Below are 14840 nucleotides of genomic sequence, written 5' to 3'. Positions count from 1 at the left end.
CAGACAGGCTCAGGCAGTCGCCTCGACCGTCGCCTTCTCTGTCGCCGTCATCTCCGGCGGCGCCGCCTTGAAACCCCGCGTGATCAGGGCCAGGACCACCACGCCCAGCACCAGCCAGGACACCCCCAGCGTAATGGCGTTGCTGTCCAGCTGGGAGAGCAGGTAGGCGCAGATGATGGCGCCGATCACCGGGACCACCACGTAGGACACCGGGTTCAGCTGCTGCCCGGCCCGCCGCTGGCGCACGTAGTGGAACACCACCGAGGCGTTCACCAGCGTGAAGGCGGTGAAGGCACCGAAGTTGATGAACGACGTCGAGGTGGCCACGTCCAGGAAGATCGCGATCAGGCCAACGATGCCGGTGACCACCAGGTTCGCCACCGGGGTGTGGAACTTCTCGCTGAGCTTGCCGAAGACGGCCTTGGGCAGGACGGAGTCGCGGCCCATCGCGTACAGCAGCCGGGAGGCGCTGGCCTGGGCGGCGAGGCCGGAGGCGAACTGCGCCACCACCAGGCCGGCCAGGAACACGGCGCCGAACAGCTGCCCGCCGATCTGCAGGGCGATGGAGCTGGCCGCGGACGCCGAGTCCTCGAACACGCCGCCGGGGTGGACCAGCTGGGTCACGTAGGACACCGTCACGAAGATGCCGCCGCCGATCAGGGCCACCAGCATGATGGCGCGCGGCACGGTCCGGCGCGGGTTGATGGTTTCTTCGGTGAGGGTGGTGACGGCGTCGAACCCCAGGAACGAGTATGCGGCGATGGCGGCGCCGGCGGAGATAGTGGTGAAGCTGGCGGTGCTATTGAAGAACGGCTGCCCGCTGGCCAGTCCCCCGGCGCCGTTGGCGGACACCACGTTGCCGATGGCCAGCGCCACGAAGAACACCAGGACCAGCAGCTGGAACGCCATCAGGACGTAGTTGGCCTTGTCCGCCACCTTGATGCCCAGGATGTTCAGCAGCGTGGTGATCACGATGAAGCCCACGATCCAGACGCCGATGGGGATGCCGGGGAACTGGGCCGTCAGGTAGGAGCCGCCGATGAGCCAGATGACCATGGGCAGGAAGAGGTAGTCCAGCAGGACGGCCCAGCCCACCAGGAACCCTACCCGGGGATCGATGGAGCGGCGGACGTAGGTGTAGGCGGAGCCGGCCACGGGGTGGGCGACGGCCATCCGGCCGTAGCTGTGCGCGGTGAACAGCATGGCCACGAGCGCCACCAGGTACGCGGCGGGCGCGGCGCCGCCCGTGGTTTCGGCGATGATGCCGAAGATCCCCAGGACGATGATCGGGGTCAGGTACGCCAGCCCGAACAGGACCAGCGAGGGCAGCTTCAGCGTGCGGGTGAGGGTTGTTGTCACGGTGTTTCCTTAGGGCTTGTAGGACGGCGGTGTCCAGGTGGCCGGATTGATCCGGCCTTGGTAGACGGAGAGTTCGACGGCGGGCTCCCCCTCGCGGAACTGCGACCAGGGGCGGTTGAGGTTCTCCGTGCCGTGCGTGCGGACTTGGTCGACGGCGGCGAGGTCCAGTTCCGCGGTGAGCAGCTGCGGCTGGTCATCAGGTGCTTCGGCGAGGGTGTTGCCCTCCGGGTCCACGATGATGCTCCTGCCCTGGCCGGTGGGGCCGGCGCAGTTGACGCTGACCATAAACACCTGGTTCACGATCGCGTTCGCCTTGGCGAGGACGAGCTCCTGTTTCCGGTCCGGCGTCGTGGTTTTGACGACGTTGAGGATCACCTCGGCGCCCATCCAGGCGAGCTGGCGGGACACCTCCGGGTACCAGGCGTCGTAGCAGATGTTCAGGCCGACCCTGCCGATGCCGGGCAGGTCCACGGTGGTGAACCGGTCGCCTGGATCGTAGGGCTCGAACGGGCGCCAGGGGAAGATCTTCCGGTAGTAGCCGGCGAGCTCCCCTTCGGGGGACAGGACCAGCTGGGTGTTGAACAGCTGGCCTTGGGGGCCGCGTTCGCAGACACTGCCGGGGACCAGCCAGATGTTGAGGTCTTTGGCGAGCTGTTGGAGTTCTTTGACGCGTGGGCCGTCCAGGGGCTCGGCGCTCGCCTGGAGCATTTCGGTTCTTTGCAGGTCCGGGTTTTGGTCGCCGAAGAGGTGCAGCTCGGGGAAGACGACCAGCTTGCTGTGCTGCTGGGCTTCGAGGGCTGCTTTGACCTCATCGGCGAACGCCGAGACGGGCTCGCCAATGAGCCGCGGCCGGGACTGGGCGGCGATGAGGGGAAGGATGCGCTGCATGGGTTTTTCTCCGCTGTGGGGTGTGATCCGGGTTATATTAGATCAGAATGATCAAATAAAGGGAAGGGGGCTGGCGTGGGCCGTAAAGTTGCGGATATGACGGATCAGCTGGAGGACACCGCCGAACCCGCCCGCCTTGGTGCGGGCAGAATGCCCTCGATGGAGCGGCGCAGTGCGATGGACGCTGTGCGGATGCGGATCGGGATGGCGATTTCGCTGGGGCTGTTGAAGCCTGGCGAGCGGTTGCCGGACCAGGAGGACGTGGCGTTGGGTCTTTCGGTCAGCCCGATCACGGCCCGCCGAGCGCTGGCGAGCCTGGCTGAACAGGGCGTGGTGGTTCGGCGGCGCGGCCGGGCCGGCGGGACGTTCGTGGCGGACTCGCCGCCTACGGATGTCTTGGCGTCGCTGTCGGCGTCGCCAGCAGAGTCCCAGGCCGTGAACCGGCTGGTGGACCGGCGCCTGCTGTTCGAATGCGCCGTCACGCACTATGCGGCGGTCAATGCAACTGACGAGCAGCTGGACGAGCTTGAGCGGCTGACACGGGAAATGGCTGAGGCGACCGATTGGTCCTATTACCACCGGATGGACGAGCAGTTCCATCAACTGGTGGGCACGGCGTCATGTCTGGACTCCGCTGTCGAGGTTTATCACGAGACGCTCGCCGAGCTCTACGACTACTTCATCCCCTACCCGATCGAGAAGCTGCACAAATCCAACCAGGACCACATCGCTTTGGTGGCAGCCCTCCGTGCCGGCCGCGTAGAGGAAGCGGTGGAGGTGGCCCGGAAGCACGTGGACATCCTGCACCGGACGATGTTTATGGGGCTGACGGGGGCCTAGTCTAAGTCGACTAACGAAGGGCCGCTTCCGTCCACTTCTGCGTCGGCAGCCACCCGAATTCGGGAGAAGCCAAGATCGAAGCGCAGGAGTCTGCCTATGATACTTGAGTAGTCATCCGGTCAACGACTGGTGCCAGCTTTCGTTTACGATGCACTACCAGACGGCCCGGACTTCGTCTAAAGGCAGTACACGATACGTGTGGTCCCGGCACTGCGGAGGGCTTGCCCATCGTGATCAGTTAGAGTCGGTCCGTGAACAAGAGGCAAGCGTCTAGCAGCAACTACCGAAACGTCATTCACGAGCTTGATGGGTTAGGGCAGAGGTTGGTTGACTTGATCAAGCACAGCCTCACTGTCAGTGGTATCCGCTTTCACACCGTGACGTTCCGAGTCAAGGACGAAGACAGCGCCAATCGTAAAATCAGCTTGAACCAACAGCGGTACACGGGATACGAATCCCTTACCGATGTTCTCGGCCTACGTGTCATCTGCTATTTCGCCGACGAAGTCGACAAAGTTGGGGAGGTAATTGAGCGCGAGTTTTCGGTAGACCCGGAGCATTCAGTTGATAAACGAGCCGCTCACGACCCCACAGCCTTCGGCTACATGTCCCTTCACTACATCGCGTCGATCACCGCGGCACGCTCTGAGATGAGTGAGTACTCCATGTTCAAAGACACGGTCTTCGAGATTCAAATTCGGTCCATACTTCAGCACGCCTGGGCAGAGATCGAACACGACCTCGGCTACAAAGTTGCGGAGGGAATCCCTAATAAGCACAAACGTAGCTTCGCAATGCTTGCGTCGCTTCTTGAGATGGCGGACAGGGATTTCGAAGCCCTTCGGAATGCAGTTGGCAAGTACCGTGAGGATGCCGAGCAGCAAGCTACATACAGCCCGGACAGTCTGGAGATTGACGAAGCAACGCTAGTTGCTATGGCGACAGCCGACCCAGAGTTCCGGCTTCTAGATTCAGAAGTTGCCGAAGCGGCGCAATTAGGCTTAGAAGCCGAGGTTTCCGGGACTTACATGTCATGGCGGATTCGGGAGCTTAATGACATGGGCATTACTGAGATGCCGGTCTTGCGGGACCTCATACGGTCCATGCGCAAGCACGTGGTTCGATACGCCGAACTTTGGTTCGCCGTGGACACCGAAGACGATCTCGGTTGGCAAGACGAATATACGGATAAGGGGCTTCCACGGGGCATCGGTCTTTTTTACATCTTCCATGTGCTCCGTGCGATCAGGTTGATGGCCGGTGGCAAAGAGCTCCTAGATGAAGATTCCGCGAACAGGATCCACGTTTGGGGCGCTGTTCTTCAGGAGCTTGGCCCACTCCACCCCGGGCCGAAACTACAATGAGGTAGCCGTTCCTCAGCAGGCAATCACTGTTCCCAGGAACGCGCAAAGGACATCGCACAGGCTGGAGCGCAATGCGCAGGCAACGTCGTGCTTCCGCATCCTGGGCTTCACAAAAAAACTAGCAGGTGGCACACGCATAGCGTTTGACTACAGCTACGGCGACCAAGAACCCTCGTAAGCGGTCTCGGCTGCCGCCATAGTAGGCAGGGCTAACGGTTCGCCGCTAGCCCTGCCCTCACTTGACGCCCTGACCTTCTTCAGGGCTGCTGAGGCTGATAGGTCCAGCCACAGACAGGAACCCTGCAGACGGCGGGGGCCTGCAGGCTTTCTGGCCCCTCCAAAAGTCGGCGCAAGCATCCGAGCTTGCGCCTCTGAAAGACACCCCGCCCGGACCGTTTATGGCTCGGCTTTCATTAGTCGACGAGCACCGGATGCTTGTCATCGTCCGAAGCTCCAACCGGTCCTGTGACCTTTCCGGACCTGTGATTCACCCAGCACCCCATTGCAAGAACCGCCACGAGCCCGAACGTGCTCAGCAGCTGGGGACGGGAGTCCTCGCCGATGAACCCCACCGTGAAGATCGCCGCAAGGATCACCAGACCCAGGCCCGAGAGCCACGGGAAACCAGGCATCCGCAGGGGCAGTTCCGTGCCCAGGCGGTCGGCTCGGAGGCGCAGCGCGAGCTGGGCCAGGAGCGCCGATGTCCACACCAGCAGGCAGGTGGAGCCGACGATGTTGAGCAAGACGGGAAGGACCTTCTCCGGGAAGGCCAGCTCCAGCACCACCGTGACAATGCCGAAGGCAACGCTGGCCAGAACTGCAACAACGGGAACCCGTGCCTTCGAAACCGAAGCGAGCCAACGCGGTGCTTCACCGCGCTCGGCAAGCGAGTAGGCCATCCGGGACGCTCCGTAAAGGTTGGCGTTGAGCGCGGACAGCAGAGCCGCAACAGCTACCAGCGTGATGGCAGTCGCCGCGCCGGGCATGCCGGCAGCCTCCAATACAGCGGCAAACGGACTCTTCAGCCCCGCCGAACCCACCGGAACCACGGCCGCGATCACGAAGATGGCACCGATGTAAAACACCAGGATCCGCCACAGCACCGTCCGGACTGCCTTCTTCACGCTGCGGGCCGGCTCAGCCGTCTCGGCTGCCGCCACGGACACAATCTCGGTGCCGCCGAACGCAAACGCCACCACGAACAGCGCCGTGGCGATCCCGGCGAAACCACTTCGCGCGAAACCGGCACCGGTGAAGTTGGTCAGGCCCGGCGACTGCACGCCCGGCAACCAGCCGACCAGCAGGGCGGCACCCACCAGCAGGAAACCAACGATCGCCGCCACCTTCAGCAGTGCAAACCAGAACTCGAACTCACCGAAATTCTTCACGCTGGTCAGGTTCACGGCGGTGAGCACCACAATGAACACCAAGGCCATCAGCCACACCGGCAGCGCCGGGAAGATGGTGGCCAGCAGGCCTGCCGCACCGAGCGCCTCGGCCGCGATGACCACCACCAGCTGCAGCCACCAGAGCCAGCCGACCGTGGCGCCAGCCACCGGCCCGTACGCTTTGGCGGTGTAGACGGAGAAGGCGCCGCTGTCGGGGTTGGCGGCTGCCATCTCACCGAGGGCCCACATCACCAGGATGATCAGCGTGCCGGCCACGAGGTAGGAGATCAGCACCGCCGGGCCGGCGGCCTGGATGCCCGCACCGGAGCCGATGAACAGGCCCGCGCCGATGGCGCTTCCCAGGCCCATCATGGTGAGCTGGCGGGGCTTGAGGGCCGCGCCGAGTGGGCGGGCAGACATCTTTGTCTGTTGTTCCATGGTGATTCCTCTTAGTTGTAGGTGGAACTGTTGGGGATAAAACTTCAGGCGGCGTGGGCTTCGAGAAGCCGGAGCACGCGGTTGTTGGAGGCAGGGTCGGCAACGGTGATCCGCACGCCGTCGCCCTGATAGGCCCGGACCAGGACGCCCGCGGCATCGAACGCGTCCACCAGCGTGGCCAGGAGCTCGCCGTCGGCACGGATCCACAGGAAATTGCCCTGGCTCGGCTGCGGCTTCCAGCCTTGGGCTGCCAACTCCGCGGCCATCCGGGCACGCTCCTGCTTCACCGCCGAAGCCCGCGCTTCCATCTCCTCCCCCGCATCCAGCGACGCGATGGCCGCCTTCTGGGCCAGCGCGCTCACGCCGAAGGGAAGGGCGGTGCGGCGCAGCCCCTCAGCGATTGCCGGCGCCGCCAGGGCGTAGCCCACGCGGAGGCCGGCGAGCCCGTAGGCCTTGGAGAAGGTGCGCAGGATGCAAACGTTCGGGTACCGGCGGTAGAGCGCCAGAGAGTCAGGGCCCGCGTCGGCGTACTCCACGTACGCCTCGTCAATCACCACCAGGACGTCCGAACGGACGGACTGCAGGAAGGACTCGAGTCGGTCGTGGCTGATCGGCACGCCGGTGGGGTTGTTGGGTGTGCAGAGCAGGATGACTTTGGTGCGGTCGGTGACGGCGGTGGCCATGGCGTCCAGGTCGTGGCCCTCGGCCTCGTCCAGCGGGACGCGGACCGGCCGGGCGCCTGCCAGCTCCACCAGGATGGGGTAGGCCTCGAAGGAACGCCACGCGAAGACCACCTCGTCCCCGGCGTCGCACAGTCCGGTGATGATCTGCTGCAGGACGCCCACGCTGCCGGGCCCCACCGCCACCTCGTCGGCGGTGACGCCCAGGAGCCTGGCGAGGCGTTCGCGGAGTTCGACGGCGGCCATGTCCGGGTAGCGGTTCATCCTGCCGGCTGCTTCGGTCACCGCAGCAATGGCGGCGGGCAGGGGGTCGTAGTGGCTTTCGTTGCTGGCGAGGGCGGCGATGTCCGCGCCGGCGCCGCGCCGGCCCGGCACGTAGGACGGAAGGCCTGCCACTGCGCCACGCAGGGTGGGCAACGCAGTTTCGGGAGCGGCAACAAGCTGATCACTGGTCATGAAGTCCGATCATGGAAGTGACCCGGACCACAATGCAAGGTAGGCTCCGATGCTTGGGACTTCTGCTCAACTTCTAGTACCTCTGGTGAAAATATGACCATCGCGAACTCTCGCACTCTCGATTCCCTCGACGGCAGGATCATCCTTGCCCTGGACAAGGACCCCGAAGCCAGCGCCCTGGCACTCTCCCGGACGCTCGGCGTCGCCCGCAACACCGTCCACGCCCGGCTGGCGCGGCTGGAGCGCAGCGGCGCGCTCCGCTCGTTCAGCCGCAGGCTGGACCCAGCCGCGCTGGGGTACGAACTGATGGCCTTCCTCTCGCTGTCCATCAGCCAGACGCGGACCGGCTCGGTGGAGAACGGGCTCGCCGCGATCCCGGAGGTCATCGAGGTGCACGCCACCACCGGCGACGCGGACCTCATGGCCAAGGTGGTGGCCCGCGGCACCGCCGACCTCTACCGCATCACCAACGAGATCCTGGAGATCGAGGGAATCGAGCGGACCAGCACGGCCATCTCCATCCTGGAACTCATGCCGCCCCGGTACGACGGGCTGATCAGCCGGCTGTCGAAGGAGGAAGCGCGTCCTTCGGTCCAAGCGTCAGAGTGAGTTGCGGGTGAAGTACCTGGACCATCGCTGGCACACAACCGTGGAGCCGACCCTTGTCATACATCGTCTACTTTGGGCGCATCCGCAACAGTTGGGTAAAGGCACCCCAGGCACGAGTGGCCATAGTTGAGAGATGTACACCCAACGTTCAGAGGGCCCGCGTTGGACTCAATTGAAGGCGTCGCCAAAGGTATTCCGGGTGTGGTCCGTGTCGCTCTGGCATCGTCAAACGCCGTCCATCAAATGCCTTCAATGCGTCCCCTAACACCGCGTCACCAACAATCTTCGTCCAGTCAATTCGAACAACGTAATCCGTTCCGATCTGAAGAAATCCCGCATCGAACGCGCGATCTACGAGGGTGGATAAGCAGATCCCGTTTCTTGGATCGAGCCTGATCTCTGGCGCTTCACTCCAGGGCACGATATGCGATGCGACGAGAAACTCACGGGTCGAAATGCCAGTGATAGCGCATTGGCCGTTGTAATTGCTTTTAACCGTATCGGCGAATGCACGTTGCGCACTGCCACGTGTCTTGGCGTTGGCGGTCTGGTCGGGCACGCCATAATCGTCTCGCGCTATCTGACCACTAAATTGCGCGACTTGGTCCGGATCGAAGTCGGCCGATTCAGCAACAGCGTCATCGCCGACAAGCATTCCTCCGTGCTCGACCGACTCGATGTAGTCGAGCAGCTCAACTGTGGCACGCTGTCGACTTTGCACAAACCCGCCACGCAATCCATATCTCTCCAGCACCGCCCCCTTCAGAAGGGCGCGCTGCTCATCACTAAAAACAGCCACCCTTTTGAGTCGCATCCACGTGCGACCGTTCATACGCTCGAGCAACCTTTGCTCATCTACCCAAAACTCACTGTCGTCAATTTCCGGTTCCGGAAGGCCGACTGAAGTCACGCAGCACTTGACACCGATCGCCGAGATCGGTCTTGTGATGTAGAGGTAAACGACGTCGCCAGGAGCGATGTGCGCGTTGGGCGCCTCGCTCCAGTTCACTTCTTCAAGGGCTCGAAAGGCATCCAAGCTCCTGTAGGTGGCGTAATCAGAGGCAATAATCCAAACAGCCATTCTGCAGAATACCGCTTCGCTGTTCGATTCTGGAAGGTCACTCTGACGCTTTAGAACCCGGAGCTGCCGATCCGGGTTCCAGCATGGACACGGCTTCGACCGGCGTTAGCACCGGGTTCCGCGAGCCCAGAATCGTCCTCTGTCAGCCGTCGGCCCACTTCGGCACGGTGATGCGCGCCACAGGTGGGCGTTTTGTCACTCCTTCCCGCTTCTGCTGCCAAAAGTCCCAGCCGAACTCTTGCCTCTTGCCGATTCTAAGGTCTGGGTCACAGGATTCCTGCATGACTTCAATTACCGTCTCCGGCCGCGTGGCACAGGTTCTCAGCAGCTATGTCAGCGACGTCTTCGGCGTCATGGGCAACGGCAACGTCTACTTCCTGGACGCCGCCGAGAAGCACGGCCTCCGCTTCACCCCGGTCCGGCATGAGGGCGCCGCCATCGCCGCGGCCGACGCCTACTACCGGGCCTCGGGACGGCTCGCCGCGGGCACCACCACCTACGGCCCCGGCTACACCAATGCGCTCACCGCCCTCGCCGAGGCGGTCCAGGCGCAGATCCCCGTCGTGCTGGTCACTGGCGACGCGCCCACCGGCGGCGCCCGGCCCTGGGACGTGGACCAGGCGGCCATCGCTGCCGGACTCGGCGCGGCCACCTTCACCGTCACCCGCGACGCCGCGGGCGCCGTCACCCGGCAGGCGGTGGAGTACGCACTCACCCGGCGCACCGCCGTCGTCCTTGCCATCCCCTACGACCTCGCGGCGGTCGAGGCCAGGGACGAGGACCTTCCCGAGCCGTCCGCTTTGGAGGGGACGGACGACGGCGGCACGGACCTTGCGCGGGTGGCCCGCCTGCTCGCCGGTGCCAGGCGCCCGCTGATCCTGGCCGGCCGCGGTGCGCACCTCGCCGGAGCCGGCCCGGAACTCCGCGAACTCGCCGACCGGCTCGGCGCACTGACCGCCGGAACCGCCCTCGCGCTCAACCTCCTCAATGGCGAGGGGTACCTGGGCGTCGCCGGCGGTTTCGGCACCGACACCGCGGCCGGACTTATGGGCGAGGCCGACGTGGTCCTGGTGGCCGGGGCCAGCCTGAGCCCGTTCACCATGCGGTTCGGGCACCTGCTGGGCCCGGACAGCACCGTTATCCAGATCGACACCGCGGTGGAGCCGACGAATCCACGGGTGGACCTGTTCGTTCAGGCTGATGCGAAGGCCGCTGCTTCACGGCTGTTGTCGCTGCTCGACGGCGAGGCCGCTGCGGCTGGTTGGCGCGCCGAAGCCTCGAAGCGCCTGGCTGCCGGACCGGGGCACGACCCCGGTTCGGACGTGACTGTGGACGGGCGCCTGGACCCGCGCGCCCTCGCCACCGCCCTTGACGCCGTGCTGCCGGAGCGCCGCACCGTGGTCCAGGACGGCGGCCACTTCATCGGCTGGGCGCCCATGTACTGGAACATCCCGCGGCCGCAGGACCTGGTGATGGTGGGGACCGCCTACCAGACGATCGGGCTGGGCTTGGCGAGCGCCGTCGGGGCCGCCCGCGCAGTGGAGGACGGCCGCACCCTGGTGCTGGCTTCGGGCGACGGCGGTTTCCTGATGGGCCTGCCCGACCTCGAGTCCCTGATCGGTACGGCCCGCAGCGCGATTGTGGTGATCTACAACGACGCCGCCTACGGGGCCGAGATCCACCAATACGGCTCGCAGGGCCTGACCGAGAAGCCCATGCTGATCCCCGAGGTTGATTTCAGCGGCGTTGCGCGGGCTTTGGGAGCTGAGTCGGCTGTCATTCGCTCGCTTGATGACCTGTCCGCGCTGCAGGAATGGATCGCCGCCGGCGCTCGCGGAACCTTTGTTGCGGACTGCCGGATCACCTCCAGCGTGCGGGCGCCGTGGCTGACTGAATGGATGAACGCGACGAGGGCGGCGAAGGCAGTGGTGGCGGGGTAATATCCATTGGGAACGGAGGGCCCGCAACCGTTTCTTATGGCAGAAAAGTAATGTATGTATCTGTCTCGTTTACACAACCGCTGCTATCTACGTCCGGCAGTGTGAAGACTGTGCCGGAAGGCGTGAAGCGCCAAATTTCCCCGTCCCGTTCACTCGTTTCTGCCAAGGGCTGGACCGTGGCGCGAGAGTACGTCGACAACGAGACCAGTGCCGCCAAGCACCGCGGTGACGGCACCGCGTTGGCGGCAATGCTTTCCGACCTTACTCGCGGCGCCGCCGACCTCGTCGTCGCTGTCGACCTGGACTCCTCCACACCGCTCGCGATCTAGTCGCAACATTCGTCACTGGCCAAGATCCGTACCGTCGACGGCGAGATCGACCAAACGACGGCGGACGGCGAACGACGGAGACTAAAGTCTTGACGATCTCGTCGCGGAGCGGGCCTCCAACTGGTCCTTATTGAAATAGGTATGTCCAGCCGAGACGCGGCAGAGGTACGTCCGGATGTAGAAGATCGGGGCACCGCAGACACCGCAGTTACTCAGGCTGGAAAGCAGGTGCTTCGGCTCTCGGCCCTGGCGACGTACGCCGGGAGGAATCGTTGAGGATTGCGGCGACTTCCTGGGCGAGGGCGCCGTCGATAGACGGCATCACCACGTCATATTCGAGCGTCTTGAGGCGCTTGATACTTCCCGTATATGTGAATTGAGCAAGAAATCCCAGACTCGGCGAGGGGTCCAGTTTTTGCCGAGTGCAGGGTCGACGCCTTCCGCAGTGCGCCAGGCGACGGCGGAACGACGGTGCCGCCCCTCGACCGCTCTGAAGCGGTCTCACTGCGCGCCTCACTGACCAACTGGCCGGCATCCCTCCCCCAAGGTGCAGCGCTGAAAGTCAAGCCGCTGACGTTCACCCTTCGCTGCTCACTTGCGGCTTCCCGTCGCGGCGCAACACGCGTACCCGAGAATTGGATGACAGCACATGAGAATCTCCATCCCAGGTCACTTTGCCCTCTTCACGAAGGCTGAAAACAGCATTAGATACTTCTCGGTGCCTGACGGAGCGGACTATGTCGTCCGGAGACTCATCATCCGGGCGTATCCAATTGACCAGCTGCATAAGCTGTACCGGACGGTGCGGCCCCCTACTTAACAGCAATTGGAGGACACGCTGCTTGGTGTCCTCATGGGAATCAACCAGGTGTTTCTCTGTTGACTCTTCGACAACTGGAGTGAGCAATTTCCGCAACGCTTCGATCTTGTCGTCAGCGATGCCAAGTTGAGCGCTGAATTCTTCCAGCTTTTGGAGGACCGGTTCAGACTGACCGTTATCGTCGTCTTGAGGGCTTGCGGCCTCGGCCGAAATCTCCGTCGAGTCGCCTTTGCGCCAGATGTGCTGCCGCATGTCAGTTACCGTGTCCTTCATGATGGTGAAGGTATCGCTGTACAACCCGTCAAAGACTTTTTCCAGCCTGCTAATGCTGGTGGATATTTCTTGCGCATTCTGAGCGGACGACTCCGACTCGTCTCTAGATAGCCGATAGAAAACTACCGCGAGCCAAATTGCTACGACCGCCAGCACCAGCGATGCAATAGACGCGATAAGACCGATCACGGTTATTAGGTCTGTCACCACGTCCCCTTAATTAATTCAATGGCTCAAGAATATCCCGCCGAGGTACACCTCCCTCCCCCCAAAGCTGTCCCGAATCGGCATAACGTCTCCCGGTGTGCATGTCTCCGTGTTTTCGGCACCACAACGCCCCTACTTCCCCTACGCTCATGAAAGGCCCTCACGCATGCTGAACAGAACGCCCCGCCGTCGGCCACACCTGGGAGAGCCCGGCGCAGTCCTTTACGGCTCCGCCGTCGAACAATAAGACCTAAGCATCCCGGAGGCCGCTCTCCTCCCAACGGCGGAGACGATCGACAACCTCCGCATCGTCGAGGACTCGATCCGCCAGACCGGCCGCGTCCAATCGGCAGGCCCTTGCCCCGGTGTCCGAACCGTCCGAACGCTGAAGGAGCTCCATTTCTGCATCACCGAGATTGTCCTCTGCGAGTCCCTCCGCCGCCTCCCGAAGACGCGCAACGCACGCCGAACCTGCCCGTGATCTGTTTAGTCGAAGGCATCGCGTACTGCCCCAAGCGCCTGCGCCGGTCGCTCGTTTCAAGAGTAAACGGATCCTCCGGACCTCTCTGAAAACCTTTGTCCGTCCACAGACGGTCTATCGACCTTAGAGGGATGTAGGTCGCTCGCTCCAAAAAAAGAAGGTCGCGCCCTACGCGCTACGATCTCGCGCTCCCCCAAATACATGTTCTGCATGCACCGAAATTAATTGGCGCGCCATCCGCAACCGAAGCCGCCGCGCGGGGACCAAACCCCGCTCCTCGCCTACCACAAAAGTCTTCAAGCGCCTCCGGAATACGGCGGAACAAAAAGGTTCTGACATACTTCGTGAGTGAGTGAAACATCAACCCCTGGAGAGCATCCCGTTAGGGAGAAGTTTTTTGGACTGCTGCTAGAACTACGCGAGCATCATGTCTTTATTTTGGGGACGCTTCTCGCCTCGCTCGTAAGCGCCCTCACCTTCCTTCCGTATTATCCGACGATAGTGGACGCCAACGGCCAGCCGTTGCAGGGAACTATCGTCGTTAGAGTGGTCAGCTTGATACTCATTCCTGTGTTGGCCGCGGCCGACAAAGTAGCCGACTGGCAGGCTAAGAAGGAATCTACGGCCGCCCTTGCCGAAGAGGCCCGGAAGGCACAGCAGACCTACCAGCATTCGATTTCGAGTCTCCTATTGATTGCAAACAGGGGCGCCGATATTGCCCACGAAACTCCTGGGAAAAGGAAGACTCAGCTGAGGGATCTTCGAACAGTTCTCGTCACGGCCACGCATGGTCTCTCCAACGCGGCACAGACTCGGGCGACGTACTACACCTTGATCATCACCGAGGAGGGGCGCATCTTGGGCGAACCGGTTAGCCACGGCCGGGTGGAAGAATCAACGACAATCTGGGAAGAGAGTAAAGACCGAAGTCACTCCGTTTGGGGAATTATGGACGGTGAAGACGTCAACGCCCCCATAGTCCGCTCGACCGACGAGGACAGGAAGGACTGGGCAGACTGGGATCAGAAAAAATACAAGTCCTTTATCTCAGTCCCGGTAAAAGCACACGGCGTTCAATTCGGGATGCTGTCACTGAACGCCCCGAACAGCGAAGACCTAACAGAAACAGACCGTATGGCGGTGCTAGTGGCAGCGAGAATCATGGCTACAACGCTTTCTCTAGCCCTCGAAACCAACCAACTCAAGGAACTCGGAGACAGCCTTGTGAAGCTGCGGGCCCGTCAGGCAGGTCCTTTTGAAGCAACTGGCACAGAGTCAAAACTCGATTCGGTTGGTTCTTCCGCGGCGGGTCAGTGAACGTGCCCCTCAGAATGTCCTATGCTTCATGTAGCTTTGCATCAACCTAGAAGGAGGAGCAGATATGACGGTTACATCGGTAAACCTCATCAATAAGCCCCTGGCCAAGCGCGTTGATTCCGACATCAAGGAGCTCGCAAGACTCTTCGAGGCACAGCAAGCGGCGGAGAATCGCCGCAAGGTCACAGCGCCCAGCCGGCTGCGGCGCAAAGGCATCTTGAAGAAGCTACGGCCCGGTGCGTAGCCAAGCCACTCTCACTGATTAAGAAGCCCCTGCCAGCGTACGAGCAGGGGCTTCTTGCATTCGCCCTCATTTTACGCCAACGCATACATTTGCAGTTTTGCTATGGGAACCGGCATAGGATTTCCT

13 protein-coding genes are annotated in these 14840 nt (G+C 62.7%); 7 read left to right on the top strand and 6 right to left on the bottom strand.

Going from position 1 to position 14840, the window contains the following annotated elements; all coding sequences use genetic code 11:
* Positions 1–9: 9 nt before the first annotated feature.
* Positions 10–1359, bottom strand: a complete 1350-nt coding sequence (locus LFT46_RS05215) for an APC family permease (RefSeq protein ID WP_236821477.1) — start codon at positions 1357–1359, stop codon at positions 10–12.
* Positions 1360–1368: 9 nt separating this feature from the next.
* Positions 1369–2247 carry a carbon-nitrogen hydrolase family protein gene (locus tag LFT46_RS05210; RefSeq protein ID WP_236821476.1) on the bottom strand — a complete coding sequence of 293 codons (879 nt, stop codon included), beginning with the start codon at positions 2245–2247 and terminating at the stop codon, positions 1369–1371.
* A 96-nt stretch (positions 2248–2343) separates the two neighbouring features.
* Between LFT46_RS05210 and LFT46_RS05205 the strand changes: the two genes are divergently transcribed.
* The gene (locus LFT46_RS05205; RefSeq protein WP_236821475.1) at positions 2344–3087 is read left to right on the top strand and encodes a FadR/GntR family transcriptional regulator; all 744 of its coding nucleotides are present in this window, start codon (positions 2344–2346) and stop codon (positions 3085–3087) included.
* A 251-nt stretch (positions 3088–3338) separates the two neighbouring features.
* Positions 3339–4451 (top strand): GTP pyrophosphokinase, encoded by a 1113-nt coding sequence (locus LFT46_RS05200; RefSeq protein WP_236821474.1) that lies wholly within the window; start codon positions 3339–3341, stop codon positions 4449–4451.
* Between the two features lie 413 nt (positions 4452–4864).
* Here LFT46_RS05200 and LFT46_RS05195 read toward each other — a convergent pair whose 3' ends face one another.
* Both LFT46_RS05195 and hisC read right to left on the bottom strand, forming a co-directional pair.
* Positions 4865–6277 carry an amino acid permease gene (locus LFT46_RS05195; RefSeq protein WP_236821473.1) on the bottom strand — a complete coding sequence of 471 codons (1413 nt, stop codon included), beginning with the start codon at positions 6275–6277 and terminating at the stop codon, positions 4865–4867.
* A 44-nt stretch (positions 6278–6321) separates the two neighbouring features.
* Complete coding sequence (gene hisC, locus LFT46_RS05190; RefSeq protein WP_236821472.1) at positions 6322–7413, bottom strand: histidinol-phosphate transaminase; 1092 nt, start codon at positions 7411–7413, stop codon at positions 6322–6324.
* 93 nt (positions 7414–7506) lie between these two features.
* Here hisC and LFT46_RS05185 point away from each other — a divergent pair, with 93 nt between their 5' ends.
* Positions 7507–8022, top strand: coding sequence for an Lrp/AsnC family transcriptional regulator (locus LFT46_RS05185; protein WP_236821471.1), 516 nt, complete (start codon positions 7507–7509; stop codon positions 8020–8022).
* A 148-nt stretch (positions 8023–8170) separates the two neighbouring features.
* Here the strand turns inward: LFT46_RS05185 and LFT46_RS05180 are convergent, their stop codons facing one another.
* The gene (locus LFT46_RS05180) at positions 8171–9103 is read right to left on the bottom strand and encodes an HNH endonuclease (protein WP_236821470.1); all 933 of its coding nucleotides are present in this window, start codon (positions 9101–9103) and stop codon (positions 8171–8173) included.
* 281 nt (positions 9104–9384) lie between these two features.
* Here LFT46_RS05180 and LFT46_RS05175 point away from each other — a divergent pair, with 281 nt between their 5' ends.
* Complete coding sequence (locus LFT46_RS05175) at positions 9385–11043, top strand: thiamine pyrophosphate-binding protein (protein ID WP_236821469.1); 1659 nt, start codon at positions 9385–9387, stop codon at positions 11041–11043.
* A gap of 122 nt (positions 11044–11165) precedes the next feature.
* Positions 11166–11372 carry a recombinase family protein gene (locus tag LFT46_RS05170; protein WP_236821468.1) on the top strand — a complete coding sequence of 69 codons (207 nt, stop codon included), beginning with the start codon at positions 11166–11168 and terminating at the stop codon, positions 11370–11372.
* A gap of 577 nt (positions 11373–11949) precedes the next feature.
* Here the strand turns inward: LFT46_RS05170 and LFT46_RS05165 are convergent.
* Positions 11950–12672: a hypothetical protein gene (locus LFT46_RS05165; RefSeq protein WP_236821467.1), complete on the bottom strand. Its 723-nt coding sequence runs from the start codon at positions 12670–12672 to the stop codon at positions 11950–11952.
* Positions 12673–13501: 829 nt separating this feature from the next.
* On the opposite strand from LFT46_RS05165, the gene LFT46_RS05160 reads away from it, so the two are divergent.
* Positions 13502–14470 carry a GAF domain-containing protein gene (locus LFT46_RS05160; RefSeq protein WP_236821466.1) on the top strand — a complete coding sequence of 323 codons (969 nt, stop codon included), beginning with the start codon at positions 13502–13504 and terminating at the stop codon, positions 14468–14470.
* A gap of 64 nt (positions 14471–14534) precedes the next feature.
* Positions 14535–14714: a hypothetical protein gene (locus LFT46_RS05155; RefSeq protein ID WP_236821465.1), complete on the top strand. Its 180-nt coding sequence runs from the start codon at positions 14535–14537 to the stop codon at positions 14712–14714.
* Positions 14715–14840 lie beyond the last annotated feature (126 nt).

Source organism: Arthrobacter sp. FW306-07-I, from assembly GCF_021800405.1.
Lineage (GTDB): Bacteria > Actinomycetota > Actinomycetes > Actinomycetales > Micrococcaceae > Arthrobacter.
This window is presented reverse-complemented; position numbering and strand designations above follow the sequence as displayed.

Bases quoted from the DNA above. Each gene is read 5' to 3' on its own strand.
- LFT46_RS05210 (WP_236821476.1), bottom strand. From the start codon at position 2,247: ATGCAGCGCATCCTTCCCCTCATCGCCGCCCAGTCCCGGCCGCGGCTC.
- LFT46_RS05205 (WP_236821475.1), top strand. From the start codon at position 2,344: ATGACGGATCAGCTGGAGGACACCGCCGAACCCGCCCGCCTTGGTGCG.
- LFT46_RS05195 (WP_236821473.1), bottom strand. From the start codon at position 6,277: ATGGAACAACAGACAAAGATGTCTGCCCGCCCACTCGGCGCGGCCCTC.
- hisC (WP_236821472.1), bottom strand. From the start codon at position 7,413: ATGACCAGTGATCAGCTTGTTGCCGCTCCCGAAACTGCGTTGCCCACC.
- LFT46_RS05185 (WP_236821471.1), top strand. From the start codon at position 7,507: ATGACCATCGCGAACTCTCGCACTCTCGATTCCCTCGACGGCAGGATC.
- LFT46_RS05180 (WP_236821470.1), bottom strand. From the start codon at position 9,103: ATGGCTGTTTGGATTATTGCCTCTGATTACGCCACCTACAGGAGCTTG.
- LFT46_RS05175 (WP_236821469.1), top strand. From the start codon at position 9,385: ATGACTTCAATTACCGTCTCCGGCCGCGTGGCACAGGTTCTCAGCAGC.
- LFT46_RS05155 (WP_236821465.1), top strand. From the start codon at position 14,535: ATGACGGTTACATCGGTAAACCTCATCAATAAGCCCCTGGCCAAGCGC.